This window comes from Pseudomonas sp. MWU12-3088 (genome assembly GCF_023242405.1).
Lineage (GTDB): Bacteria > Pseudomonadota > Gammaproteobacteria > Pseudomonadales > Pseudomonadaceae > Aquipseudomonas > Aquipseudomonas kribbensis.
In genome coordinates this window covers 99,745-124,204 of record NZ_JALJEA010000004.1, presented here as the reverse complement: position 1 = coordinate 124,204, position 24,460 = coordinate 99,745, and the positions used below count along the sequence as shown (strand labels likewise).

Annotated in this window: 29 protein-coding genes and 1 tRNA gene; 17 read left to right on the top strand and 13 right to left on the bottom strand. The window is 59.8% G+C overall.

Going from position 1 to position 24,460, the window contains the following annotated elements:
- Window positions 1–46: 46 nt before the first annotated feature.
- The gene (locus M5B98_RS12125) at window positions 47–1,159 is read left to right on the top strand and encodes an enoyl-CoA hydratase/isomerase family protein (protein WP_248742827.1); all 1,113 of its coding nucleotides are present in this window, start codon (window positions 47–49) and stop codon (window positions 1,157–1,159) included.
- A 51-nt stretch (window positions 1,160–1,210) separates the two neighbouring features.
- Here the strand turns inward: M5B98_RS12125 and M5B98_RS12120 are convergent, their stop codons facing one another.
- Together M5B98_RS12120 and M5B98_RS12115 are read right to left on the bottom strand one after the other, a co-directional pair.
- Window positions 1,211–1,600, bottom strand: coding sequence for a hypothetical protein (locus M5B98_RS12120; protein ID WP_248742826.1), 390 nt, complete (start codon window positions 1,598–1,600; stop codon window positions 1,211–1,213).
- 178 nt (window positions 1,601–1,778) lie between these two features.
- The gene (locus tag M5B98_RS12115) at window positions 1,779–2,036 is read right to left on the bottom strand and encodes a hypothetical protein (protein WP_248742825.1); all 258 of its coding nucleotides are present in this window, start codon (window positions 2,034–2,036) and stop codon (window positions 1,779–1,781) included.
- 207 nt (window positions 2,037–2,243) lie between these two features.
- On the opposite strand from M5B98_RS12115, the gene M5B98_RS12110 reads away from it, so the two are divergent.
- The 9 genes from M5B98_RS12110 (at window position 2,244) to M5B98_RS12075 (ending at window position 9,137) form a co-directional block, all read left to right on the top strand.
- A complete protein-coding gene (locus M5B98_RS12110) occupies window positions 2,244–3,731 on the top strand; it encodes a sensor domain-containing diguanylate cyclase (protein WP_248742824.1) in 1,488 nt (495 codons plus the stop codon).
- Window positions 3,732–3,736: 5 nt separating this feature from the next.
- Window positions 3,737–3,955, top strand: coding sequence for a cysteine-rich CWC family protein (locus M5B98_RS12105; protein ID WP_248742823.1), 219 nt, complete (start codon window positions 3,737–3,739; stop codon window positions 3,953–3,955).
- Between the two features lie 33 nt (window positions 3,956–3,988).
- The gene (locus tag M5B98_RS12100) at window positions 3,989–4,681 is read left to right on the top strand and encodes a pseudouridine synthase (RefSeq protein WP_248742822.1); all 693 of its coding nucleotides are present in this window, start codon (window positions 3,989–3,991) and stop codon (window positions 4,679–4,681) included.
- A 312-nt stretch (window positions 4,682–4,993) separates the two neighbouring features.
- Window positions 4,994–5,881, top strand: coding sequence for an alpha/beta fold hydrolase (locus M5B98_RS12095; RefSeq protein ID WP_085710215.1), 888 nt, complete (start codon window positions 4,994–4,996; stop codon window positions 5,879–5,881).
- A 169-nt stretch (window positions 5,882–6,050) separates the two neighbouring features.
- Window positions 6,051–6,124 (top strand) — tRNA-Gly (locus tag M5B98_RS12090).
- Between the two features lie 213 nt (window positions 6,125–6,337).
- The gene (locus M5B98_RS28840) at window positions 6,338–6,460 is read left to right on the top strand and encodes a type II toxin-antitoxin system HicB family antitoxin (protein ID WP_412548540.1); all 123 of its coding nucleotides are present in this window, start codon (window positions 6,338–6,340) and stop codon (window positions 6,458–6,460) included.
- 169 nt (window positions 6,461–6,629) lie between these two features.
- Complete coding sequence (locus M5B98_RS12085; RefSeq protein ID WP_248742821.1) at window positions 6,630–6,947, top strand: helix-turn-helix transcriptional regulator; 318 nt, start codon at window positions 6,630–6,632, stop codon at window positions 6,945–6,947.
- Window positions 6,940–8,199 carry a type II toxin-antitoxin system HipA family toxin gene (locus M5B98_RS12080; protein ID WP_248742820.1) on the top strand — a complete coding sequence of 420 codons (1,260 nt, stop codon included), beginning with the start codon at window positions 6,940–6,942 and terminating at the stop codon, window positions 8,197–8,199. The genes M5B98_RS12085 and M5B98_RS12080 overlap by 8 nt, the downstream gene beginning before the upstream one ends.
- 209 nt (window positions 8,200–8,408) lie before the next feature.
- On the top strand, window positions 8,409–9,137 hold the full coding sequence (locus M5B98_RS12075; RefSeq protein WP_248742819.1) for a class I SAM-dependent methyltransferase: 729 nt from the start codon (window positions 8,409–8,411) through the stop codon (window positions 9,135–9,137).
- A gap of 41 nt (window positions 9,138–9,178) precedes the next feature.
- Here the strand turns inward: M5B98_RS12075 and tam are convergent, their stop codons facing one another.
- Window positions 9,179–9,949: a trans-aconitate 2-methyltransferase gene (tam, locus tag M5B98_RS12070; protein WP_248742818.1), complete on the bottom strand. Its 771-nt coding sequence runs from the start codon at window positions 9,947–9,949 to the stop codon at window positions 9,179–9,181.
- Window positions 9,950–10,166: 217 nt separating this feature from the next.
- On the opposite strand from tam, the gene M5B98_RS12065 reads away from it, so the two are divergent.
- Complete coding sequence (locus M5B98_RS12065; protein ID WP_085710209.1) at window positions 10,167–10,577, top strand: low affinity iron permease family protein; 411 nt, start codon at window positions 10,167–10,169, stop codon at window positions 10,575–10,577.
- 45 nt (window positions 10,578–10,622) lie between these two features.
- On the opposite strand, the gene M5B98_RS12060 is transcribed toward M5B98_RS12065, so the two are convergent.
- From M5B98_RS12060 to M5B98_RS12025, 8 genes are all read right to left on the bottom strand, one after another.
- Window positions 10,623–11,126, bottom strand: a complete 504-nt coding sequence (locus M5B98_RS12060) for a DUF4142 domain-containing protein (RefSeq protein WP_192553034.1) — start codon at window positions 11,124–11,126, stop codon at window positions 10,623–10,625.
- Between the two features lie 75 nt (window positions 11,127–11,201).
- Complete coding sequence (locus M5B98_RS12055; RefSeq protein ID WP_082302357.1) at window positions 11,202–11,357, bottom strand: KGG domain-containing protein; 156 nt, start codon at window positions 11,355–11,357, stop codon at window positions 11,202–11,204.
- 117 nt (window positions 11,358–11,474) lie between these two features.
- Entirely contained in the window at window positions 11,475–12,824 is a 1,350-nt protein-coding gene (locus M5B98_RS12050) for a bifunctional diguanylate cyclase/phosphodiesterase (protein ID WP_248742817.1), read from the bottom strand.
- A gap of 77 nt (window positions 12,825–12,901) precedes the next feature.
- A complete protein-coding gene (locus tag M5B98_RS12045; RefSeq protein WP_248742816.1) occupies window positions 12,902–13,540 on the bottom strand; it encodes a LysE family translocator in 639 nt (212 codons plus the stop codon).
- Window positions 13,541–13,600: 60 nt separating this feature from the next.
- Complete coding sequence (fos, locus tag M5B98_RS12040) at window positions 13,601–14,017, bottom strand: fosfomycin resistance glutathione transferase (RefSeq protein ID WP_192553032.1); 417 nt, start codon at window positions 14,015–14,017, stop codon at window positions 13,601–13,603.
- A gap of 3 nt (window positions 14,018–14,020) precedes the next feature.
- On the bottom strand, window positions 14,021–14,743 hold the full coding sequence (locus tag M5B98_RS12035) for a hypothetical protein (RefSeq protein WP_248742815.1): 723 nt from the start codon (window positions 14,741–14,743) through the stop codon (window positions 14,021–14,023).
- 35 nt (window positions 14,744–14,778) lie between these two features.
- Window positions 14,779–15,516, bottom strand: a complete 738-nt coding sequence (locus tag M5B98_RS12030; RefSeq protein WP_248742814.1) for a hypothetical protein — start codon at window positions 15,514–15,516, stop codon at window positions 14,779–14,781.
- An 18-nt stretch (window positions 15,517–15,534) separates the two neighbouring features.
- Window positions 15,535–16,446, bottom strand: a complete 912-nt coding sequence (locus M5B98_RS12025; RefSeq protein WP_248742813.1) for a LysR family transcriptional regulator — start codon at window positions 16,444–16,446, stop codon at window positions 15,535–15,537.
- A gap of 79 nt (window positions 16,447–16,525) precedes the next feature.
- Between M5B98_RS12025 and M5B98_RS12020 the strand changes: the two genes are divergently transcribed.
- The 3 genes from M5B98_RS12020 to M5B98_RS12010 all read left to right on the top strand — a co-directional run bounded on the left by M5B98_RS12020 (window position 16,526) and on the right by M5B98_RS12010 (window position 19,645).
- Entirely contained in the window at window positions 16,526–17,014 is a 489-nt protein-coding gene (locus tag M5B98_RS12020) for a DMT family transporter (protein WP_248742812.1), read from the top strand.
- A gap of 217 nt (window positions 17,015–17,231) precedes the next feature.
- Window positions 17,232–18,461, top strand: coding sequence for an aminotransferase class I/II-fold pyridoxal phosphate-dependent enzyme (locus M5B98_RS12015; protein WP_412548539.1), 1,230 nt, complete (start codon window positions 17,232–17,234; stop codon window positions 18,459–18,461).
- Between the two features lie 17 nt (window positions 18,462–18,478).
- Window positions 18,479–19,645 (top strand): multidrug effflux MFS transporter, encoded by a 1,167-nt coding sequence (locus tag M5B98_RS12010; RefSeq protein ID WP_248742810.1) that lies wholly within the window; start codon window positions 18,479–18,481, stop codon window positions 19,643–19,645.
- Here M5B98_RS12010 and yiaY read toward each other — a convergent pair.
- On the bottom strand, window positions 19,642–20,790 hold the full coding sequence (yiaY, locus tag M5B98_RS12005; protein ID WP_248742809.1) for an L-threonine dehydrogenase: 1,149 nt from the start codon (window positions 20,788–20,790) through the stop codon (window positions 19,642–19,644). The genes M5B98_RS12010 and yiaY overlap by 4 nt on opposite strands.
- A gap of 154 nt (window positions 20,791–20,944) precedes the next feature.
- Between yiaY and M5B98_RS12000 the strand changes: the two genes are divergently transcribed.
- Complete coding sequence (locus M5B98_RS12000) at window positions 20,945–21,964, top strand: DUF4917 family protein (protein WP_248742808.1); 1,020 nt, start codon at window positions 20,945–20,947, stop codon at window positions 21,962–21,964.
- Between the two features lie 102 nt (window positions 21,965–22,066).
- Here M5B98_RS12000 and M5B98_RS11995 read toward each other — a convergent pair whose 3' ends face one another.
- Complete coding sequence (locus M5B98_RS11995) at window positions 22,067–22,609, bottom strand: helix-turn-helix domain-containing protein (protein ID WP_085729963.1); 543 nt, start codon at window positions 22,607–22,609, stop codon at window positions 22,067–22,069.
- Between the two features lie 108 nt (window positions 22,610–22,717).
- On the opposite strand from M5B98_RS11995, the gene M5B98_RS11990 reads away from it, so the two are divergent.
- Window positions 22,718–23,500 carry an aldolase gene (locus tag M5B98_RS11990; protein WP_134825758.1) on the top strand — a complete coding sequence of 261 codons (783 nt, stop codon included), beginning with the start codon at window positions 22,718–22,720 and terminating at the stop codon, window positions 23,498–23,500.
- 26 nt (window positions 23,501–23,526) lie between these two features.
- Entirely contained in the window at window positions 23,527–24,408 is an 882-nt protein-coding gene (locus M5B98_RS11985) for a dihydrodipicolinate synthase family protein (protein WP_248742807.1), read from the top strand.
- Window positions 24,409–24,460: the final 52 nt, after the last annotated feature.

Here is a 24,460-nt window from a genome sequence, read left to right as displayed (position 1 = left end):
CACACAGCGATCATACTGATCGTTCAAATTCCTAATCGAGGTCACGATGAATCTGCACTTCGAAGAACTGACCGGCACCGACGGCGCGCGCATCGGCGTAGCCACGCTGGATGCCGAAAAGTCGCTCAATGCGCTGTCCCTGCCGATGATCCATGCCCTGAGTGACAGACTGAACGCCTGGGCCAAGGATCCGCAAATCGTCTGCGTGCTGCTGCGCGGCAATGGCGCCAAGGCCTTCTGTGCCGGGGGCGAAGTGCGCAGTCTGGTGGAAGCCTGCCGCGCCCATCCCGGCGAAGTGCCGCCGCTGGCCGCGCAGTTTTTCAGCGCGGAATACCGTCTCGACTACAGCCTGCACACCTACCCGAAACCGTTGATCTGCTGGGGCCATGGTTATGTGCTCGGCGGCGGCATGGGCCTTTTGCAAGGCGCACACATCCGGATCGTCACGCCAAGCAGTCGATTGGCGATGCCGGAAATCAGTATCGGCCTGTACCCGGATGTCGGTGCCAGTTGGTTCCTGTCGCGCCTGCCGGGCAAGCTCGGTTTGTTCCTGGGCCTGACCGGCGCGCACATGAATGGCCGCGATGCACTCGACCTGGATCTGGCCGACCGCTTCCTGCTCGACGAACAGCAACAGGAACTGATCGATGGCCTGCTGCAACTGAACTGGCAGGAACAGACCGCGATGCAGCTCAACAGCCTGCTCAAGGCGTTGCAGCAGGAAGCCGTGGCGCAAATGCCCGAGGCGCAATGGCTACCGCGTCGTCAGGCAATCGATGAACTGCTGGATGTCAGCGACGTGACCTGCGCCTGGAAAGCCATCAGCCTGCAACGGGACAGCAACGACCTGTTGATTGCCCGGGCAGCGAAAACCATGAGCGAAGGTTCGCCACTGACCGCGCATCTGGTCTGGGAACAGATCGTCCGCGCCCGCCACTTGTCACTGGCCGAAGTCTTTCAGATGGAATACACCCTGAGCCTCAATTGCTGCCGGCATCCGGAGTTCAGCGAAGGGGTTCGCGCGCGATTGATCGACAAGGATCACAAACCGCACTGGCATTGGCCGGACATCACGCGGGTCCCGGAAGCGGTGGTCGAGGCGCACTTTCACAAGGTCTGGGAGGGAAGGCATCCGTTGGCGGATCTCTCCAGTTACTGAAATCCGGGCATAAAAAAAGCGGCGCTCAATGCGCCGCTTTTTTGCGGTTGGTTACCAGCGGCTACCGCGCCAGTGATCGCCACGGTCATGGTTACCACGACCGCGGTGATCGTCCCAGCCACCACGACGGTGGCCATCCCAGCGTCCGCGATCATCACCGTGCCAGCGGCGGCTCTCGTAGTAGCGTGGGGCCGGTTGGTAGTACCGGGGCGCCGAGTAATAACGTGGCGCCGGTTGGTAATAGCGTGGTGCTGGCTGGTAGTAACGCGGGGCCGAGTAATAGGTGCTGCCACCGCTGTAATAAGTGCCGCCACCTGTGTAGTAAGCCGGTGCGGGGGATGTGTAGACCTCTGACCTGTAATAGCTGTCTCCGTAGGAATAAGGGACGCAACCGGCAACGGAAAAAAGCAACGCGGCAAGCAGAAGAATTCGGCGATACATGGCGGCCTCCTGGACCGCGGGTAGCCACACCAGCGACGCTGGCAGGCGTCAGTCTTTCATTCGGCGACTGACGAAACATCTGACAGCGTTTTCGGAATCTGGTGCGTTCCTGTAACAACTTGAAACATGTGATTGATGAAACCTTGTTCATGAAAACGACGCCACATTCAGTCGCTGATCAGTGATGCCCACCGTGATAGCCGCCGCGATAACCTCGCCCGTAGCCTCGATACCCGTAACCGCCATAGTAGTAACGGGCGCCGCCGTAATAGCGCGGGCCGTAGTAGCCACCGTAGTAATAGGGCGAGTAATAGCCGGGATAGTAATAAGGCGCGGAGTAAACGTCGTAGCCGCCACCGTAGTAATAACAGCCGGACAGCCCCAGACCGAGCACTGCTCCCAGCAGCACCCGACGCAGCAATTTTGCAGTACTCATGACGGCCTCCTGGAAGACCTGTGACAGCAGTCGGCAAAGACCGGCTGACAACAGATTTGACTGGCTAACCCCAGCCGAGTGCCAACTTCCATCGCCCGTCGGATCAGCGGCGCAACAGGCTGCTCATTTCAGGCAAATATGCCGCAACCTTTTCCTCGTCACTGCCACTAGAATGCTGCCATCGGGCCACCGTCAACGGAATTGCCAATGCCGCTCAGATCTGCGTTTTACTCCCAACGTTCGCTGGTACTGACGCTGGTCGCCCTCCTCGGCGCAGGCTTCCTCGCCACCTCGCTGCTCAGCTACTACGCCTCGCGGGCCTCGATCCGCGACAACATCGTCAACACCGAACTGCCGCTGACCTCCGACACGGTGTATTCGGAAATCCAGAAAGACCTTGTCAGACCGATCCTGATTTCCTCGATGATGTCCCGCGACACCTTCATGCGCGACTGGGTGGTGAACGGCGAGAAAGACAGCGACCAGATGACCCGCTACCTCGACGAGGTCATGACCCACTACGGCGCCTACACCGCGTTCTTCGTCTCCAACAGCAGTCACACCTACTACCACGCCAAGGGTGTGCTCAAGCAGGTGAAGATCGACGAGCCGCGCGACGCCTGGTACTTCCGCGTGCGCGACATGAAAGATCCCTACGAGATCAACGTCGACCCGGACCTGGCCAACAAAGACAACATGACCTTTTTCATCAACTACAAGGTCTTCGATTACAACGATCGCTTCATCGGCGCCGCTGGCGTGGGACTGACGGTGGATGCGGTGATCAAGCTGATCGACAAGTATCAGCAGCGTTATCAACGCAGCGTTTATTTCGTCGACACTTTTGGCCGACTGGTACTGACCGGCGCCGAAGGCGGGCCGGAAGGTGCGCGGGTCGGGAAAAGCCTGACGGACCTCGACAGCATGAATGGTCTGGTCAGCCAGTTACCCAAGCCCCACAGCGGCAGCTACGAATATTCCGCCCACGGCCAGGGACATTTCCTCAACGTGCGGTTCATTCCGGAGCTGAACTGGTACCTGTTCGTCGACAAACGCGAAGACGGCGCACTGAGCGAGATTCGCCAGTCGTTGTACCTCAACCTGCTGATCTGCCTGCTGGTGACGTTGATCGTGCTGGCACTGGTCAATCGCTTGATCAAACGCTATCAGGACAAGATCCACGCTCAGGCTACCCTCGACAGCCTCACCGAACTGCCCAACCGCCGGGGCTTCGATTTGCTCGCCGGGCAGGCCTTGCAGGAAGCCCATCGTGAGCCGAAACCGCTGACGGCGCTGCTGCTGGATCTGGATCACTTCAAGGTGTTGAACGATACCTACGGACACATGGCCGGCGATCAGGTGCTGATCGGTTTCGCCCGGGACCTGCAAAGCTGCCTGCGCCATTCCGACATCGTCTGCCGTTGGGGCGGTGAGGAATTCATCGTTCTGCTGAAGGACACTGACGGTGAGACCGGTCAGAAGATTGCCGAGAAAATCCGCCAGCACGTCGAACAGCATGAATATGCCTACAACGGTCACACCCTGAATCTGACGGTCAGCATCGGCGCCACCACCCTGCAACGGGATGACACCTTGCACAGCCTGCTGTCCCGGGCCGATCATGCGATGTACCGGGCCAAACAGACCGGCCGCAATCGCATCTGCGTGGAAATGCATCAATCGACCTATGCCTGAGCCCCATGAACAAACCTGACCTCTGCCCGGCCTGCGGCGCCCGCAACGACTGCACCCTGGCCGACCCGCGCACCGCCGACCGCGCCTGCTGGTGCTACGGCGTCTCCATTGACCCGGCCGTGCTCGAGGCCCTGCCAGCGGAACTGCGCGACAAATCCTGTCTGTGCCCGCGTTGCGCCCGGGTCGAGGCGCAACTGCAAGCGGCCAAGCCATCGATCCCGTAAGATGCGCGCCCCGCTCCCTGCCGATTCCTGATCATGCGTGTCGACCGTTTCCTCAGTAACCTGCCCCGCTTCAACCGCAAGCAGGTTCGCCTGTTGCTGGTGGAAAAGCGCGTGCGCATTGACGGAAAAGTCGTCAGCGATCCCCACAGCGAAGTCCTGGAATTCAGCCGCGTCGAAGTCGACGACGAAGTGCTGCAAAGCGGTAAACCGGCGCGCTATTTCATGCTGTACAAACCCCAGGGCTGCGTCAGCGCGACGCGCGATCCCGAGCATCCGACCGTGCTCAACTTGATCCACGAGCCGGACAAAGACGACCTGCACATTGCCGGGCGTCTGGACTTCAACACCACCGGGCTGATGCTGATCACCAACGATGGCACCTGGTCCCGGCGCCTGACTCAGCCGCAGACCAAACTGCCGAAGGTCTATTACGTCGAGACCGAGCAGGACATCGGCCCGGAATATGCGATCAAGTTTGCCGAAGGGATCTACTTCGCCTTCGAGGACCTGACCACGCAACCGGCGCAGCTGGAAGTGCTCGGCCCACGAACGGCGCGGCTGAGCATCGTCGAAGGTCGCTACCATCAGGTGAAGCGCATGTTCGGTCACTTCAACAACAAAGTGCTGCGCCTGCACCGCGAATCCATGGGCCTGCTGCACCTGGATAACGCGCTAAAACCGGGCGAATACCGCGCCCTGCGCACCGAAGAGATCCATTTGTTCTAAGCCGCCGACCGCTCAGCAGAAGTTGTCGAACAATTTACCAACGGCACTTGCGCGATCCGGATCCCCCTGCTTGAATCAGGACGTCGGCCAAATTGTGACCGATGAGTCACTCATAACTTCTAAGAAACCTTTTGCCGGTAGAGAGCCCTCAGGGCTCCGCCTCAGCCGGCAGATTGCCCGCCAATAACAATACCCGTCGACCTGCCGTAACGGATCGACATGGGCTCCAAAATTCCAGGCGTATGCCTACCTGTCACAAAGCTCGTGCAATCTCTATTTGCGCGCATACCCGCTTGCCAGGAGTCTTATGACATGAGGCCAGAAATCGCTGTGCTGGATATACAGGGTCAGTATCGGGTTTACACGGAGTTCTATCGCGCAGACGCCGCGGAAAAGACCATTATTCTGGTCAACGGCTCGATGGCCACGACTGCGTCGTTTGCACAGACCGTGAAAAATCTGCACCCGCAATTCAACGTGGTTTGCTACGACCAGCCCTACGCGGGCAGGTCGAAAATCCACAATCGTCACGAGAAACATCTGACGAAAGAAGTCGAAGGTCTGATCCTGCTGGAACTGATCGACCACTTCGCCGCCGAACATGTGCTGTCGTTTTCCTGGGGCGGCGCCGCGACCATGGTCGCTCTCGCTCACCAGCCCCGGCGCATCGAAAAAGCCGTGATCAGCTCGTTCTCTCCGGTGGTCAACGCGCACATGCTCGATTACCTGGAGCGCGGCGTCGAATGCCTCGGCAAACGCGACGGCGACCGGGTCGGCCATCTGGTCAACAACACCATCGGCAAGCACCTGCCGTCGCTGTTCAAGCGCTTCAACTATCGCCACGTCAGCAGCCTCGCCGAGCACGAATACGGGCAGATGCACTTTCACATCAGCAACGTGCTGAACAGTGATCGCCAGTGCTATCTGAACGCGGCGAAGAAGATCAACGTGCCGGTGCTGTTCATGAATGGCGAATGGGACGAATACACCGCTGCCGAAGATGCCCGGCTGTTCGGCAACCACGTGGCGCAAAGCACCTTCACCACCCTGCAGGCCACCGGGCACTTCCTCGACATGGAACACAAGTCCGCTTGCCGGGACAGCCAGAATGCCTTGCTCGGTTTCCTGAAACCTGCACAGCAGCCTATCAGCCGAACGCGTCACCCGTTTACTCAGGATCACCATGCATTGGCCGTTTGAAACAGTGTCATCGCGAGCGAGCCTGCGGGGCTGAGATAAAGCCGTCCTCCAGCCCGCAGCGCTTGCCCGCGATTGACCGATCCGGCTCTGATTCAGGCTTTTCCGCTCGCCACACGCAAAGAAAACTTCAAATCCGTGGCCGAGTCTGGTACAAAGTCAGCCGCTCTGAGCGGGTGTCGTATAATGGCATTACTCCAGCTTCCCAAGCTGATAACGAGGGTTCGATTCCCTTCACCCGCTCCAATCGAATTCATGTCCTGCGTCGTGGTTTGACGGGGGATGCGCACACAGAAAAAACCGGCCTTGATGGCCGGTTTTTTTGTGTCTGTGATTTGTAGCGCAAAAGCCCGCTTCTGAACCATTCAGAAACAACACGTTGATTGAATTCACCCCGTCTTCCCTTACGCTCGTGACAATCCGACACTCATTTCGTGAGCGCTCCGCAGCGTTCACGCAATACATCCCGGTAACCGTGAATTCGCATGGCGAGTTGAGATGCCAGACCTCCCTGGCTGCTTCTCGACCGGGGCCCCCCAGGAACAGGCGATTGAGATGGTCTCGAAGGAATGCTCCACGTAAAGCCAGATTGGACTGCTTACAAACTTAAAATTTAATTATGCATTATTGTGGCTTATCGACATAAATCGAGGTTAACTCATATCAAAATGGATTTAACTGATTTGACGCACTGAAGGTTAACTCTATAATTTTGGGTATTAACTGACCTTTATGCGACATAAGGCACACCATGCTGGAATTAAGCCTCAGCAAACCAAGCGAGATCGTCAAGCGGCTCTGCCAACGCCTCCGCACAGAGCGGATAGCCCTGCAAATGACACAAGCCGATGTGGCTGCTCGCGCCGGTGTCGGCACCAATACGGTGGCCAACCTTGAAGCCGGGCGTAATGTCAGTTTCGAAACCGTGGTCCGTGTAGCCATGGTTGTTGGGCGTGTCCAGGAAGTCGAAGATCTGTTCTTGCCAAAACTGGACAGCCTGGACGACATCCTTCGCTATGAAGACAGCTCCAGGCGTCAGCGCATAAAAAGGAAATCAGGAAATGCTTGAACGAGTGGACGTTTATTACGACGGATGGGGTGAACACTGGCGGTGGGGGACACTCGTTTCCACGACGGCTATCACCGGTCGTCCACTGATCGTGTTCGAGTACAGCGACGAGGCAAAGAACAGAAGCCTGGAACTGTCGGCGTACAGACTGCCATTGGAAGGTCCCAAGTTACGGCGTGACTTTCCGTCCCATCAATTGGGTTTGCCTGGACCTGTCTACGATTCGCTGCCGGATGGCTGGGGCATGCTGCTGATGGATCGTTTGTTCAAGCGGCGTGGCCTTAACTCCGCACGCATTGGTCCGCTCGAGCGTCTCGCTTACATCGGCAACAACGCCATGGGTGCGATGTCATTCAAGCCAGTGGCATCCGATGCGCTGGAGCCGCAAGTTGAGGTCTCCATCGATCTGTTGGCGGCTGAGGTGCAGGAAGTTCTCAATGGTGAAGGTGGTGAATTCTTGCAACGGCTGTTGCTGGTGGGTGGCTCTCCGCAGGGTGCCAGACCAAAAGCCTTGGTCTATCGCGATCCGCAAACCGACACTTTTACCACCATAGCCAGATCAGGCTTCGAAGCCTGGCTGGTCAAGTTTCCCGCGCGGCAGGAGCATCCCGAGGTGTGTGCCATCGAAATGGTCTACGCCGAATGCTTGCGGATGTGTGGAATAAAGACACCTGACACTCAGTACTTCAGCTTGCCAAACGGGCTGGCAGCGTTTGCTACCAAGCGCTTTGATCGCGAAGACGACTTACGCGTGCCTATGCAAAGTCTCGCAGCCTTCACTGCCGCTGATTTCCAGAATGCCGGAGCACTGGACTACGTCAACTTCCTGCGTGCAACCCATCTGTGCACCAATGACGTAAGGGAGAAAGCGCTCGCGTTTAAGCGTGTAGTTTTCAACGTCGCGTTCAACAACCGAGATGACCACCCAAAGAACTTCGCCTACATCATGTCGGAATCCGGCCAATGGAAGCTGGCGCCAGCCTACGATGTGACCTTCTGCGAGGGTCCCGGCGGCTACCACCAGATGGACGTAATGGGCGAGGCATTGGAAATCGGGCGAAAAGCCATTCTCGATCTAGCAGAAGAAGCAGAGGTTTCGGCTGAAACGGCCGACGCTGTCATCACCCGATTCTGCGAAGTGGCAGACCAGTTCGCGGCGATGGCCGAAAAAATGTATCCCGGCGTCATCACTCAAGACACGTTGCAAACCATCCAGAAACGAATCAATGAGAACGTAGAGCGGCTACGCTGAGCTGCTTACAGATCCCCAACACTCGTTCGGTTCTCACGCTTGCCCCGACCCGCTAGCATTTCCCCACCACCCACCACCCACCACCCACCACCCACCACCCACCACCCTCCCCCTGCGCGGCCATCGACGAATACGCGCCATCACGTTTCGAGGGACTTCAAATCGTGGCCGTTGAGCCACCCAAATCAAATTCAAACGAGCACCAAACCATGACCCAGAACATCTACGACGACCCCGAATTTTTCCAGGGCTACAGCCAGATGAACCGCTCCATCGGCGGCCTCGACGCCGCGCCGGAATGGCCGGCGCTGAAAGCCTTGTTGCCTTCCCTTCACGGTTTGCAGGTGGTGGATCTGGGCTGCGGCTACGGCTGGTTCTGCCGCTGGGCCAGCGAACAAGGCGCAGCCGAGGTGCTGGGGCTGGATGTCTCGGAGAAAATGCTCGAGCGGGCGAAGGACACCACCTCGGCCGCGAACATCCGCTACGAACGTGCCGACCTGGAACAGCTCGACTTGCCTGCGTGCACTTTCGATCTGGCCTACAGCTCACTGGCCCTGCATTACATCAAGGATCTCTCGGGGCTGTTCGCCAAGCTGCATGCGGCGCTGAAACCCGGTGCGCATTTCGTGTTTTCCATCGAGCACCCGATCTTCATGGCGCCGCGCAATCCGGGCTGGCTGGTCGACAGCGAAGGCAACAAGCGCTGGCCGCTGGACAGTTATCAGATGGAAGGCGAACGGGTTACGAACTGGCTGGCGGACGGAGTGATCAAGCAGCATCGTACGGTCGGCACGCTACTCAACGCGTTGATTGGCGCAGGCTTCACGATTCAACACGTCAACGAATGGGGCCCGAGCGATGCAGAAGTGGCCGCACAACCGGCCCTCGCCGAGGAGCGCGAGCGGCCGATGATGATGCTGGTCGCCGTACAGCGCTGACCGCAAAAAGAAAGGGCCGATCCAATCGGCCCTTTTTCATTTCAACGTGTGGCGACGATGAACAATCGCGGAAACGGCAACAACACCGAACCATCCGCCAGCGCCGGATAAGCCTTCGCAACCTCCGCCAGATAATGCGCCAGATACTCCGCCCGCTCCGCTTCCGTCAGCGGGCTGAGGAATGGAATCAAACCGCTGCCCTTGAACCACTCGACAACACCTGAAGCCCCGCCCGCCAACTGATGGTGATAGGTGGTACGCCACACATCGACCCGCGAGCAATGCGGACGCAGCATCGAGAAATAGGCGCTGGCATCCGCCATCTCGGTCCGCTGCCCTGCCGCACCTGCCAGTTTGCTGGCCCAAGGCCCGTTGGCAGCCACTTCACGCATCAATCGATGGGACGGCTCGTTGAGGTTGTCCGGCATCTGAATCGCCAGACTGCCACCCTGCGCCAGCTTGCCCGCCAGCGCCGGCAACAACGTCCCGTGATCCGGCACCCACTGCAATACCGCGTTGGCGAAGATCACATCGAACGACCCCGCATCCGTCCATTTATCAATGTCCGCCACCTCGAACTGCAACTGCGGCAGACGCTTGCGCGCGGCATCGATCATGTCCGGCGAGCTGTCGAGGCCCTGCACGTTCGCCCCCGGGAAACGCTCCACCAGCAGCCCGGTCGAGTTACCTGGGCCGCAACCGATATCGACCACAGAACGCGCCTCCCGCGTGGGAATCGCCGCCAGCAGGTCACGGGCCGGGCGGGTGCGTTCATCTTCAAAAGCGACGTATTGTTTGGCGGACCAGGTCATTGCGTTCTCCTGTCTTGGACGTTTTGGCGAAACGTGGAAAAAGCGGCTGCCGTCACGATACAGCGAACGTGTTTATCTGCCTTCCCCTACCTACGTCCGATATCGCCGGAATCACGGTCTGCGGCGGTTTCCATAGAGATCAGAAAACTGTAAGCAGAATTTTCCTCCCTCCCCCGCTGTCTGAATTTCAAGCTCCCTCCCAACAAGGAACACCGCCATGAAATTCGCAAAGATTTCCCAGACGCTCGCACTCTGGGCCGGCAGTCCGAAGACGTTCATGGGGGCTTTGATTCTGATCGGGTTGTGGGGGTTGAGCGGGCCGATTTTTCATTTCAATGACACCTGGCAACTGATCATCAACACCTCGACCACGATCATCACGTTCCTGATGGTGTTCCTGATCCAGAACACCCAGAACCGCGATACCGACATCCTGCATTTGAAGATCGACGAGTTGTTGCTGGTAACCAAAGAAGCGCAGAACGCGATGCTCGGGCTTGAGGCGCTGGATCTCAAACAACTTGAAGCGTTGCGCAAACACTACCGGGCATTGGGTGAAGGCGAGGTTTTCAACCTTGACGGGTTGGGTGAAAAGAGCAAACCGAAGCAGGACCTGAATGACTGCTGAGCAAAAAAAACGGCGCCTTGAGCGCCGTTTTTGTTCGACCCGGTTTCAGCGACTGGCTTGCAGCGCCCGCGCCATTTCCAGGTGGCTTTGCAGTTTCGGCAGGGTCTCGTCGGCGAAAGCCTTGATCTCCGGCACGTCGGTGGTCTGGGCTTCCTGCTGGATCTGTTCGATGGCTTCTTCCGTGGCTTTGACCTGGCTCGCGGCATAGGCCTGATCGAAAGACGCGCCGTCCTTCACTTCCGGAATCAGCGTCTTGGCCTTGTCGGCGATTTCTTCACGGGGGGCGATGGGCAGGTCCAGCTTCTTGGCGATTTTCGCCAGATGCTGGTTGGCCGTGGTGCGGTCGTTGATGACCACGATGGTGTAATCCTTGACCTCTTTGGATTCGGCCTTGCTGTGGGCCTGGCGACTGGCTTCGATATCGGCCATGCCTTTGGCCGAGGCTTCGTTGATGAAGTCGGCGGGCGACTGGGCAAATGCGCTGCCGGCACTCAGGCCCAGCAGGGTGACAAAACTGATGTTGCGTACTCGGGTGGCCATCCGGCTCATGGTCGCGCCCTCCTTCTCGGCAAATTCAAGCGGGAGCTTGCGCCCCCGCCTCTCAATCAAAACAACCTTCGCCGACTACTTCGATTTCTGAGCGGGCTTGCGGCCCATTTCAGTTTTAGGTTCTTTATCGACAGTCGTGGTGGTGGTTTTCCCACCCTTGCGACCGGCTTCAGAGGCCTTCGTTCGATCGTTGGCAAAGTTTCCCGAGTTCGAGTTTCTTGAGTTAGGCATGATTCTCTTCCTCTTGGTATTGATCGTCAGCGAGCAGATGCCCGCCTGGATTGAGAATTCGCCAGCCCCCAAAGGTTTAGAAAAGTTGCCGTTGCCGCGACGAACGGCGGCCGCCAGTCAGATATCCCGCGCCCGATGATTTTCCCGTTTGGCGGCGTACATGGCCTGATCGGCGTGGCGAAACAGTTGCTGCTCGTGATGACCATGTTCGGGAAAGCGTGCGACGCCGATGCTCGGCTCAATGTGCAGGTTGTGCCCGTCCAGGCGCATGGGTTGCACCAGCACCTGTCGGATTTTCTCCGCCACGCTGTCGGCATCGTCGGGGGCGTGGACGCTGTGCAGCAGCACCACGAACTCGTCGCCGCCGATCCGCGCCACGGTGTCGGTCTCGCGCACGCAGCCCTTGAGGCGGTTGGCCACGGTCTGCAGGAGCATGTCGCCGACGCCGTGGCCGAAGGTGTCGTTGACCTGCTTGAAGCGATCCAGATCGACATACAGCAGCGCCATGTGCCCCGAGGTTTCCCGAGCGCTGGCCAGCGCAGCCTTCAGTCGATCACGCAACAATTCGCGATTGGGCAATTGGGTCAGTTGATCGTATTGCGCCATGCGCCGCAGGCGGGCGTGCAATTGCTGGCGTTCAATGGCGGTGGCGACCTGGGCGCAGACGTATTGCAGCAGTTCCTTGTCGCGCTCGGTGTAGCGCTCGCCGCCGGGCAGGCTTTTGACGATCAGGGCGCCGATGGTGCCGTTTTTTGAATTCAGCGGCACACCGAGCCAGCACGGTGATTGCTGCCCCGCCACCAAGGCTTCGAAGCCTGCCGGGGCCTGCGGGCAATCCGGGGTCAGCAGGATCGGCTGGCCGCTGCGGATGACCTCGGCGCACAGCCGACCGGTCACGGTGCCGGGTTGCTCCGGTTGCAACTCGTCATCGTCGACGTGGTAGGGGAAATTCAGTTTTGCGCAGTGTTCGTCGTACAGCGCCACGGAGAAATTCAGCGCCGGCAGCCACTCGCCGATGATCAGGTGGATGCGTTTGAACAGCGCCAGCAGATCCTCCGCCGCATGGGCCGCTTCGGAAATCGCATACAACGCGGCCTGACGGGACTCGGCGAGTTTGCGCTCGGTGATGTCCCGGGCCACGGCGATGCGCAGTTGATCGACTTCCGACCAGCGTGCGGACCAGAGGATGTGCACAAGACTGCCGTCCTTGCGCACGTAGCGGTTTTCGAAGTTGTGCTTGGGCTCGCCGCCCATGATGTCGCTGGCGGCGGCCAGGGTGCGTTCACGGTCGGCGGGATAGACGTAGTCGATCATCGACTGGCCGATCAGCTCGTCAGGGGTGTAGCCGAGAATCCGCTCGCAGGCTGCGCTGACAAAAACGAAGCGACCTTGTTTGTCGACCGCGCAAACGGCGTCCAGCAACAGATCGATGTAACTCGCCAAGGGCGCAGAATTTCGGCTTTCCATGGTTCAGCGTGGGTGTCCGGGCAATGCAGCACTGATCAACCGTCCCTGACCTCGACCTCGCATCCCAGCGATTTTTTTCAAGTCTTACTCGGCATCAGCCCCGGCAACGCGTGCACCAGAGCATTGATGGCGAAACCGATGAACATTACCCCGCACAACCGGGTGATGGCCAGTTCATGGCGCTGATACAGCGTACGCACCTGACGGGCGCCGACAACGCCAATGAGAATAGCGTAGGCGAGCAATCCGCCCAGGAAGCTCAAGGCGATCAGCATCGGCAGCATCGACCAGTTGAGCAGTTCGGCGCGGCTCGACAGCAGCGCGGTGAACGTCGCCACCGCCACCGGGTAGGCCTTGGGGTTGGTCAGGCCGAACAGGATGCCGTGCCAGAACGGCTGACGCGCCGCACCCTCGGGCTGATCACCGTTGCTGCGCTTGGCCCGCACCGCGCGCCAGCCGAGCCAGAACAGGTACAGGCCGCTGAGTACGCCGAGCACATCGAACGCGGTGCTGCCGATTTCCCGGGCGCCGACAATCGCGATCAGCGCGGTGCTGCACCAGATCACATCGCCCAGCAGATGCCCGCACAGGAAACCCGCCCCGGCCCGACGACCGCGCGCGGCACCGATGCCGAACACCGCCAGCACACCCGGCCCCGGCGTGATGCCGTAGATAAAACCCGAGGCCAGCACGGCCATAAGCAACGATGGAGTCATGGAATACCTGCAAGCGCCGGAAAACGTGGCCGCCAGTCTATCCCAGCGGTTTGTGAATATTCACGACTCGTTGAAAAAACGCATCCCCGCGTAGGGCTTTTGCCGACACGCGGCCAGTCGCGAGGCCAGATCGCCGACATGGGCTTCGAGCTTGTGACCGTCCGGGTCGAGAAAGTAGAACGACGCACCTTCGCTGCGGTTGTCGCGCCACTCCTGCACGTTCGCGGCACGAAGCTGCTGCACGAACAGCGGGAAATCCGCAGCGCCGAGGCTGAAGGCGTAGTGGGTGTAGTCGGCGGCGGGCTCGGGTTGGCGTTGCGCATCGAGGGACAGACACAACCACAGGCCCGGGAGCGACAGGTAGGCACCGGCGTCCCACGTGGCCTCGACTCGCAGCTTGAGGACGTCGCGGTAGAACGCGAGGCTGCGATCCAGGTCGCTGACGGCGAGGGTCAGGTGGTTGAGGCCGGTGAGCATCGGTCAGTAACCTCGGAGGTCTTCGGGGATGGTGTATTGCTTGCCGTCGTAGGTCAGGGTGATTTGGGTTTTCTTCAGCGGGGAATCCTGGGAAACGCATTCCTTGCCGGATTTGAAGGTTTTCATTGCTGTGCCGCTTGAGGTGATGATCAGGTCGGAATAACCGTTGTGGCTGGTCGGGCCGATTTCCACGGTGCGGCGAATTTGCTGACCTTCACCCACACAGTTTTCCAGCCACTCACCGTTATTCTTGTAGACCACCAGGCCATCCAGTACCGGGCGCAGTTTATTACCCTCGCGTACATAAAGTGTGAGGTCGGTTTTTTCGTAGGGGATGGCACTTGAACTGTGCGAGAACTTTGACCGCAGCCCGAACGCGCGAACATCCGGGGCCAGTCGATAGCGAGCGGTATCGACCAACAAATCGGTGAAACGAATGGCATCGGAGTTGTAGGCACCGGGCTTCGCGTACGTCGCCAGCGTCTTCCAGTTGCTGGTATCGATGATCGCCAAATCCAGATCAAACAAACCGGCATCGTCACTACCAGTATCCGGCACGTAGGTGGATTTGAGGGCAATCGCCTGATTCTTGAACGCTGGCCATGTTTTGCAGCGCGCCATTGACTGGTCGTCGAAATCCTTGGTGACGCAGGAAACCTGAGCCTGAGCTGAAGCGGTGACGGCCAGAAAGCCGAGGGCGATGAAAAGTCGGGTTGGGGTGAGCATTGTTCTTCCTTGATAAAAGTCGCGTTGGATCTGTATCACTCGATGGCCTGGAAACCTTTAGGCAATACGTAGGATTTTCCGTCGTAGCGAAGGGTTGTCAGTTCAGGGCTGCTGACACTGGTTTTATCTTCGCAGGCATCCCCTTCTCCCACACTGGTCGTATTTGTTTGCTGGGTTCTGACGATCAAATCCGCATAACCATGGGAGCTGGTTTTAGCGATTTCGACTGTCCTCGAAATTTCAAAGCGCTGGCTGTCGCAATTGCCATCCCATTCGCCGCCATATTCAGAAACAACCAACTGGCGCAGGACCGGGCGTAGTTTTTCGCCTTCTCTCACGTAGAGCGAAAGCTGAGTTTCATCCACCGGAGTAAGGCGAGATCCGTTTGAAAGCCGCACTCGGACACCAAACGCTCGAAGGTCGGAAGTGAGCTTGTAACGGGCAGTATCAAGAGTCAGCTCATACACCGCCACACCATTCTGCTCAAACGCAGCGGCTTGGTGATAGGTAGCAAGTGGCTCTGTTTTGCTGTCCTGAAAAACTGACAAGTCGAAGTCATAGATGCCGTTCGAGTCGACATCACCCGGCGTAGGTTTGCGCTTAAACAGAGCCTTGGCGCCAATAGTCAGCCCCGGATACGCCGGCCACTCCTTGCACACGGAATAGTCCAGTTCCCCCGTCACAGGCTCAGGCACACAATCAGCCAAAACCTGCCCCGCCATCAACGCCCCACACAGCGCCAGACACCCCATCACTCCAGACTTCACTGTCACGCCCCGCTCCTTAAAGTTTCAGCCGCGCACTATCCCCTCCCCGATCCGCCGATTCAACCAGTTCAACGCCTGATCCCCACCCCGCCGCTTGTGCCACGCCGAGACAAAGGTAAATGGTGCGATCTCGAACGGCGGCGGCACGACGATCAGCGAGTCGTCATCCACATCCTTCAACGCCCGCGAAGCCACCGTAAGGATCAGATCCGTGCCACTGATGAACTGCGGCGCGACGCTCCAGTGCGGCAGGCTGACGGCGACTCGGCGGCGTTCGCGCAGGGCGGTCAGGGTACGTTCGATTTCCGGGGTGCCGCTGCCGCGCATTTCCAGCAGGACGTGGGGACGGGAAAGGTAAGTTTGCAGGTCAAGAACACCATCGGCGGGCAGACCCTGGCGATCCAGCAGGCAGACGTAGCGCTCTTCGAACAGCGGCGTGCTGCACAACTCGCCGGGCAATTCCGGGAGCACACCGGCAGCAAGATCAATGTCGCCGTTGAGCAGCCCTTCGACCATGCCCTCGCGGCTGGCGTGGCTGATTTGCAGATCAATGCCCGGAGCTTCCGCGCGCAACGTACGAATCAAACCAGGCAGGATGATCGCCGCCCCGTAATCCGACATCGCAAGCCGAAAGGTCCGGCGGGCGCTGGCCGGGTCGAAGGTGTTCGGCGCCAGCAGCGATTGCACCTGAGCCAGGGCCTCGGCCAGAGGTGCAACCAGTTCCAACGCTCGGGCGGTAGGCACCAGCCCCGAACCGGCCCGCACCAGCAGCGGATCACCGAGCAAGTCGCGCAATCGGGCCAACGCATGACTGACTGCCGGTTGACTCAAGTGCAGACGCTCGGCCGCACGGGTGACGTGCTGCTCGCTGAGCAGGGCGTCGAGGATCACCAGCAGGTTGAGATCGATGCGCCGAAGATCATTCATCTGATGCATGTTCCGCATGACAAAACAGAATTTAAATCTGCGCGACGAATACCCTAGAGTCCAGCAAAACCTTTGCTGGAGAACAATCATGAGTACGTTGCAGTGGGCCGGCCTGTTGTTGCTGGCTGCAGTGGCCGGGGCCGTCGTACCGTTTCAAAGTGCGATCAACACCAACCTGGCCCGGGGGCTGGGCCATCCGTTGTGGGCGACATTGGCGTCATTGCTGGTCAGCGTGCTGGTGTTGTTGCCGGTGATTGCCGCACTGCGCTTGCCGCTGCCGTCACTCGCGTTCATCGGCAAGGCGCCGCTGTGGATGTGGGCCGGTGGCGCGTTCGGGGTGTGTTTTGTGGCACTGGCGGTGGTGCTGGTGCCGAAACTCGGGGCATCGGGTTTTGTCGCGCTGGCACTGGCCGGACAGGTGCTGGCTTCAATGGTGCTGGATCACTTCGGGATGTTCGGGCTGCTGGAGAAGCAACTCACGTTGCCCCGGGTATTCGGCGCGGTGTTGCTGATGGCGGGCGTGGTGTTGATCCAGTTCTCCCCGGCGCTGGAAAAGAGCGCCACCGCCGCTGGATAACAGGGCAAAGGTAAGCCCTTCACTGTCAGGGTTGTCGGGCATTTCACCGCCTTACAACCCGGCGAGGTTTCGCCCTACAAGCAAATCTCCAACAGCCCTCAGCGCTATCGGATATGGCCGATTCTGACCCCGCATCGCTCTCTGTAAAGTCTGGCAACACACACAAATTGCAACACCCCATGGATTGCCATGCTCAAGGAGAGCTGCTTTGAACCATCTGCCCGATACCACCGCCCACACCTTCTCCAACTACCGCAAAGTCATCGCGCTGGCCGACCACGATTGGGAGGCTGCCGAAGCCGGAAAAATCGCCGCCCTCAACGTTGAAGTCAAAGGCTGCAACCACTTGCTCGATCAGCACGGGCGCCAGTTCCATCACTTCTGCACCACGTCCTATCTGGGCCTCGACCATCACCCGGCCCTGCTTGAAGGTGCCATATCGGCCCTGCGGGAAACCGGCACACTGCGCGTTGCCAACTCGAAAAACCGCTGCAAGCTGGCGCTGCTCGATCAATACGAAAGCGAGCTGTCGCAATTGTTTGGCGCGGTGTGTCTGAGCACTCTGTCCTGCAGCGCCGCGAGCGCCGGGATCCTGCCGCTGTTGGCCAGTGGTGTGTTTACCCAGGGCCGTCCACCGGTGATGGTGTTCGATCGTCTGGCTCACTATTCGATGAATCACCTGAAGGCCAGTTGCGCCGACGAAACCCAGGTATTGACCTGCCCCCACAACGACATGGATTTTCTCGAATCGGTGTGCCAGCGCCACACAACGGTCGCCTATATCGCCGACGGTGCCTACAGCATGGGCGGCGTGGCCAATCTGGACGGTCTGCTGTACCTGAAAGAACGTTACGGCCTGTTTCTTTATCTCGATGACTCCCACGCGCTGTCGGCGGTTGGCAGCAACGGCGCGGGTCTTGTACGGCCAAGAATGCCGGCGCTGGAAGAGGATTGTCTGATCGTCGCGTCACTGGCCAAATCGTTCGGGGCCAGCGGTGGTCTGGTGATGCTCGGCAATGAGCGGCAGCGGAAATTGATCCAGCGTTACGGCGGGCCGAGCAACTGGTCGCAAAGCCTCAATTGCGCGGCCATCGGTGCAGGCCTTGCCTCGATCCAGCTGCATCGCAGTGCAGAGCTGCGCGCGTTGCAGATTCAGCTCCAGGCCAATATTCGCCTGTTCGACAGTCTGGTGAGCACCGAACAGCACGGCAGTCCCATGGCCATCCGTTTGATCAACTGCGGCGAGGCCGCCCTGGCCACTCGAATCGCCATTGAACTGGCCGAACACGGTTTTTTCACCAGCGCCGTGTTTTTCCCGGTGGTGGCTCAAGGTAAAGCCGCGATCCGCGTGACCCTGCGCGCCGACATGGAATCGACACTGATCCACCATTTCTGTGATTTGATCACCGGACTGTTACTGACTCACGGCGGCCATCGCGACCGCTGAACCTTCACGGACGACTCATGAATCCCGGACTCATCCTGCTCATCACCTGCTCCACCGTGTTCCTCGCCCAACTGGGCATGAGCATTTACCTGCCGGCGCTGCCGCAGATCGCCGGGCATTTGCAAGTCGATGCAACGCAGGTGGCCTGGGGCTTGTCGCTGTACCTGATCGGCATGGCATTGCCGATGTTGCTCTGGGGCAGCCTTGCACAACGCATCGGGCGCAAACCGGTGTTGCTGGCGGCGCTGGGGATTTATGGGCTGGCGAACCTGGCGTTGCCGCTCGGTTCGACACTGGAGTCGTTCCTGCTGATGCGACTGCTTCAGGGGATTGGCGCCAGCGGCATTTCGGTGATGGCGCGGGTGCTGATCCGTGACAGTTTCCAGGGCGATTTGCTGGCGAAGGCGTTGTCGTGGATTTCGATTTCGTTCGTCGTCGCGCTCGGGATCGGGCAATACGCCGGCTCGCTGATTCAGGTGACGCTGGGCTGGCAGGCGATCTTCTATCTGCTGGGTGCGGTCAGCCTGTTGATGGCCGCGATTGTTTCGCGCCTGAATTTTCCGAAACTCGTCGAAGCACCCGCAACCGCGTCGCCCTGGGCGGTCTACGGAAAGATCCTGACCCACCGGGCGTTTATTCTGCCGGCGCTCGCGGGTGGTCTGGGTTATGGCGTGATCATCGCGTTCAACAGCGCTGCGCCGTTGATTCTGCAAGGCCCGTTCGGTTGGTCGACGACCGAATACGGGCTGCTGGGCTGGCCGATCAGTGCGGCGTATTTTCTGGGGGCGCTGGCGGTCAATCGCTTTGTGCTGCGTACCGGTCAGCATCGGTTGATGGCGTTGGGTGTGGGCCTGGTGATGGCCGGCAGCGGGGTGATGCTGGCTGGCAGCCTGTTGGCCAGCTCCGTTGCCTGGCTGCTTTGGTTGCCTTACTGCTTCGCCGTGTTCGGTCAGTCGCTGAACTATCCGATCAGCCTGTCACGGGCCAACGATGGAGCGCCGATTGCGGGCGCTTACGCGATGGCCCTGAGCGGTTTCATCCACCAATTGATGGCCGCGTTGATCGGCGCGGTGGCCAGCCTGCTGGCCGGTCCACACGCGTGGCCGCTGTCGCTGTTGTGTTGCGTTCTGGCGGCGGGCGCGGTGCTCTGCACGAGGTTCACGCCCGATCGTCAGTCCGCTTAAAACGCGCTGCGGAAAATTTCCTCGATCTGCCGCTGATCCGCCGCCCGTGGATTGGTGAAACCGCAGGCATCTTTCAGGGCATTGGCGGCAAGAATAGGGATGTCGGTGCATTTGGCGCCGAGGTCACGCAAGCCGCCGGGGATGTCGACGTCTTTGGCCAGGCAACGGATTGCGTCAATTGCGGCTTTTGCGCCCTCCTCCGGGCTGAAACCACGGATGTCGGCGCCCATGGCGTGAGCCACATCGGTGAGGCGATCGGCGCAGACCAGCGCGTTGAACGTCTGCACATGGGGCAGCAACACCGCGTTGCACACTCCGTGAGGCAGGTCGTAGAAGCCGCCCAACTGGTGCGCCATCGCATGCACGTAGCCAAGGGACGCATTGTTGAACGCCATGCCGGCGAGAAACTGCGCGTACGCCATGTTTTCCCGCGCCGCCAGATCGCAGCCATCACGAACCGCCAGACGCAGGTTGTTGCTGATCAGGGTCATCGCTTTCAGCGCGCAGGCGTCGGTGATCGGGTTGGCGGCGGTGGACACGTAGGCTTCGATGGCATGGGTCAGCGCGTCCATGCCGGTGGCGGCGGTCAGGCTTTTCGGCATGGCGACCATCAGCGCCGGGTCGTTGACCGACAGCAGCGGCGTGACGTTGCGGTCGACGATGGCCATTTTCACGTGGCGGGTTTCGTCGGTGATGATGCAGAACCGGGTCATCTCACTGGCGGTGCCGGCCGTGGTGTTGATGGCGATCAGCGGCAGTTGCGGCCTGGCCGATTGATCGACGCCTTCGTAGTCACGGATCTGCCCGCCGTTGGTCGCGCACAGGGCGATGCCCTTGGCGCAGTCGTGGGGCGAGCCGCCGCCGAGTGACACGACGAAATCACAGCGGCTGTCCTTGAGCAGCGCCAGCCCGGCCTCGACATTGGCGATGCTCGGGTTGGGTTTGGCGCCGTCGAAGATCACCGAATCGATGTCCTGCATCGCCAGTTTCTCGGCGATCATGGTCGCCACGCCAGCCTTGGCCAACCCGGCGTCGGTAACGATCAGCGCCTTGCGAAAACCGTAGTTGCGGATGGCATTCATGGCTTCGTCAAGGCAGCCGCTGCCCATGATGTTTACGGCGGGAATGAAAAAGGTGCTGCTCATGGCGCGTCTCCTGACAGGGGCCGGATCGACTCCTGCGATCCGGCGGATGCATACAGGATCGACCGATCGGTCACGGCGGATGTTGATCTGGCTCAATGCCCGCTCGTGATAAAGTCGCCGCCCATCTGCCCCTTGTTTTGAGACGTGCCTTGCAATGACCGATTTTCTGGATGTCGACGCCACCCTCGAAGACTGGAACGCGTTACGCGCCACCACCGACTTTCGCGGTTTGCTGGTGGGCAACGGCGCCAGCCGCGCGGTGTGGGACGATTTCGGCTACGACTCGCTGTTCGAAAACGCCCGCACGGTGGAAGAAAAGCCGCTGAGCCCGTCGGAACTGAGCGTGTTCGACGCGATGCAGACGCGCAGTTTCGAGCAGGTGCTCGGCGCGCTGAAAACCACCAGTCGGGTCAACAAGGCTTTGGCCGTCAGCTCCGCCGCGCCGCGCAATCGCTACTACGCGATCAAGGAGGCGCTGATCAACGCCGTCCACGATTTGCACATTCCGTGGCGACTGGTCGAAGCGTCGACCCTGACGATCCTGAACCGCGAACTGGCCAGTTATCGCACGGTGTTCACCACCAATTACGACCTGCTCAACTACTGGGCCCTGCAACACCAGGGCGAGGCCATCGACGACCTGTTCAACGGCCCGGACGCCAGCTTCGAACTGTGCGAAAGCCACACTGAAAAACCGCGTCTGCTGTACCTGCACGGCGGCCTGCATCTGGTCCGCAACCAGGACGGCAGCGCCCGCAAACTGACCGCCACCGAAGGCACGCTGCTCGGCAGTTTCGCGATCAACAACACGCTCAAGACCCTCGACGACGTGCCGCTGTTCGTCAACGAAGGGCCAAGCGCGGACAAGCTCAAGACCATCCGCAGCTCCGATTATCTGTCGTTCTGCTACGACCAGTTACTGGAGCATGGCGACAGCCTGTGCATCTTCGGCCACGCCCTGGGCGAGCAGGACAGCCACATCGTGCGTGCCCTGCGGCTGGCGAAACCGAAGACCGTGGCGATCTCGATCTACCCGCGCAGCGCGGCGTTCATCCAGCACCAGAAGCGGCATTACGCGAAGGTGTTCGAGGGCACGGGCGCCGAATTGCAGTTCTTTGATTCCAAGAGCCATGCGCTGGGGAATCCGAAGCTTTCGGTCCCCGTCGAAGTCTAGTGGTTACGCTTATGGCGTCATCGCTAGCAGGCTAGCTCCCACAGCTGGAATGCACTTCCCGGTGGGAGCTAGCCTGCTAGCGATGGCGTCCGTCCAATCAACTCAGTCTTCGCTGCTGTGCACCACCACCAACAGTTGCGCCTGCTCCTCGCCCACCGAGCGGATCCGGTGCGGTTTCTGCGCATTGAAGTGCAGCGCGTCACCCCGCTCCAGCAGTACCCGTTCGTTCATGAAGTCCACTTCGACCCGGCCTTCATGGACGAACAGGAATTCCTCGCCCAGATGTTCCTTGAAGGTCTTGTCGGTGAATTCAGTCGGCGGATAGATGATGAACGGCAGCAGGCTGCGCTCGCTGACCTGATGGGCCAGCACCGCATAACCCGGGCTGTGATCGTTGGCCGCCAGTGACTGGCGTTCGTGGCTGCGCACCAGGCTGTAGCTGTCGAGGCTGACGTTGTCTTCGGAGAACAGCTCCTCGACCTTCACATTCAGCGCTTTGGCCAGTTTCAACGCAGCGGCAATCGAAGGCGTGTTCAACCCGCGCTCGACTTTCGACAGATAACTCTTGGTCATGCCGGATTTCTCGGCCAGCGCCTCAAGGGTTACGCCAAGTTTTTTTCTCAATAATTTCAAACGGATAGACATGCGAAGCGATTATTCCAGCAAAGGAAAGACGATTTGTCCTTGCCAATGACACAAAGTGTCATATAGCCTCTTAAGTGTCATCCATGGCAACCACCACAGGACACGGATATGGCGAAGACATTAGCACTACCCAAAGACCAACTGGTCAAGCAAGCACTGACCCAGATGCAAAAAAGCCTGGCGGATAATACGTGGACGGACCGGCAAAAGCTGGCCCTGACCTGCCGGATTCTCTTCGAGAACGGCCACGATTCGGGCCTTGCCGGGCAGATTACCGCCCGTGGCCCGCAGCCGGGCACTTACTACACCCAGCAACTGGGGCTGGGGTTCGATGAAATCACCGCGAGCAATCTGCTGCTGGTCAACGAAGACCTGGAAGTGCTCGAAGGTCACGGCATGGCCAACCCGGCCAACCGTTTCCACAGTTGGGTGTACCGCGCCCGGCCGGATGTGAACTGCATCATCCACACCCACCCGACGCACATTGCCGCGCTGTCGATGCTGGAAGTACCGTTGCAGATTTCCCACATGGACTTGTGCCCGCTGTACGACGACTGCGCGTTCCTTGAAGGCTGGCCGGGTGTACCGGTGGGTAACGAAGAAGGCGAGTTGATTGCCGGGGCACTGGGCGACAAACGGGCGATCCTGCTTTCCCACCACGGTCAGCTGTCGACCGGGACTACCATCGAGGAAGCCTGTGTCATCGCGCAATTGATCGAGCGCGCCGCGAAACTGCAGTTGCTGGCCATGGCCGCCGGGACGATCAAACCGATCATTCCCGAACTGGGTCGCGAGGCCCATGACTGGGTGTCGAAGCCCAAACGCCACGCCGCAGCCTTCAACTACTACGCCCGGCAGAACCTGCGCCAGCACGCCGATTGCCTGAACTGAATATCTCATCCTTGCGGAGCACTCTCATGACCAACATTCACGGCATCATCGGCTACACCATCACCCCGTTTGGCGCCAACGGCGAAGGTCTTGACCTGCCGGCCCTCGGCCGTTCGATCGACCGGCTGATCGCCGGCGGCGTCCACGCCATCGCGCCACTGGGCAGCACCGGAGAAGGCGCCTACCTGAGCGACGCGGAGTGGGATCAGGTCGCCGAATTCAGCATCAAGCACGTGGCCAAACGGGTGCCGACCGTGGTCAGCGTCTCCGACCTGACCACCGCCAACGCAGTGCGTCGCGCACGCTTCGCCGAAGCTCACGGCGCCGACGTGGTGATGGTGCTGCCGGCGTCCTACTGGAAGCTGACCGAAGCAGAAATCCTCGCCCATTACCGCGCCATCGGCGACAGCATCGGCGTGCCGATCATGCTCTACAACAACCCGGCCACCAGCGGCACCGACATGTCGGTGGAGCTGATCCTGCGCATCGTCAACGGCGTGGAAAACGTGACCATGGTCAAGGAGAGCACCGGCGACATCCAGCGCATGCACAAGCTGCAACTGCTCGGCGAAGGCCGGGTGCCGTTCTACAACGGCTGCAACCCGCTGGCGCTGGAAGCCTTCGCGGCCGGCGCCAAGGGCTGGTGCACGGCGGCGCCGAACCTGATTCCGCAGCTCAACCTGGATCTTTACGAAGCCTCGCTGGCGGGGGACCTGGGCAAGGCGCGGGAACTGTTCTACCGCCAGTTGCCGCTGCTGGACTTCATCCTCAAGGGTGGTTTGCCGGCGACGATCAAGGCCGGGCTGCGTGACACCGGGCTGGAAGTCGGCGATCCACGCTTGCCGGTGTTCCCGTTGAGCGAGGCGGGGCGCAATCAGTTGCAGGCCATTCTCAAAACCCTGCGCTGATTTCACGCAACACAAAAAAACCTGTGGGACCCAGCTCGCTCCCACAGGTTTT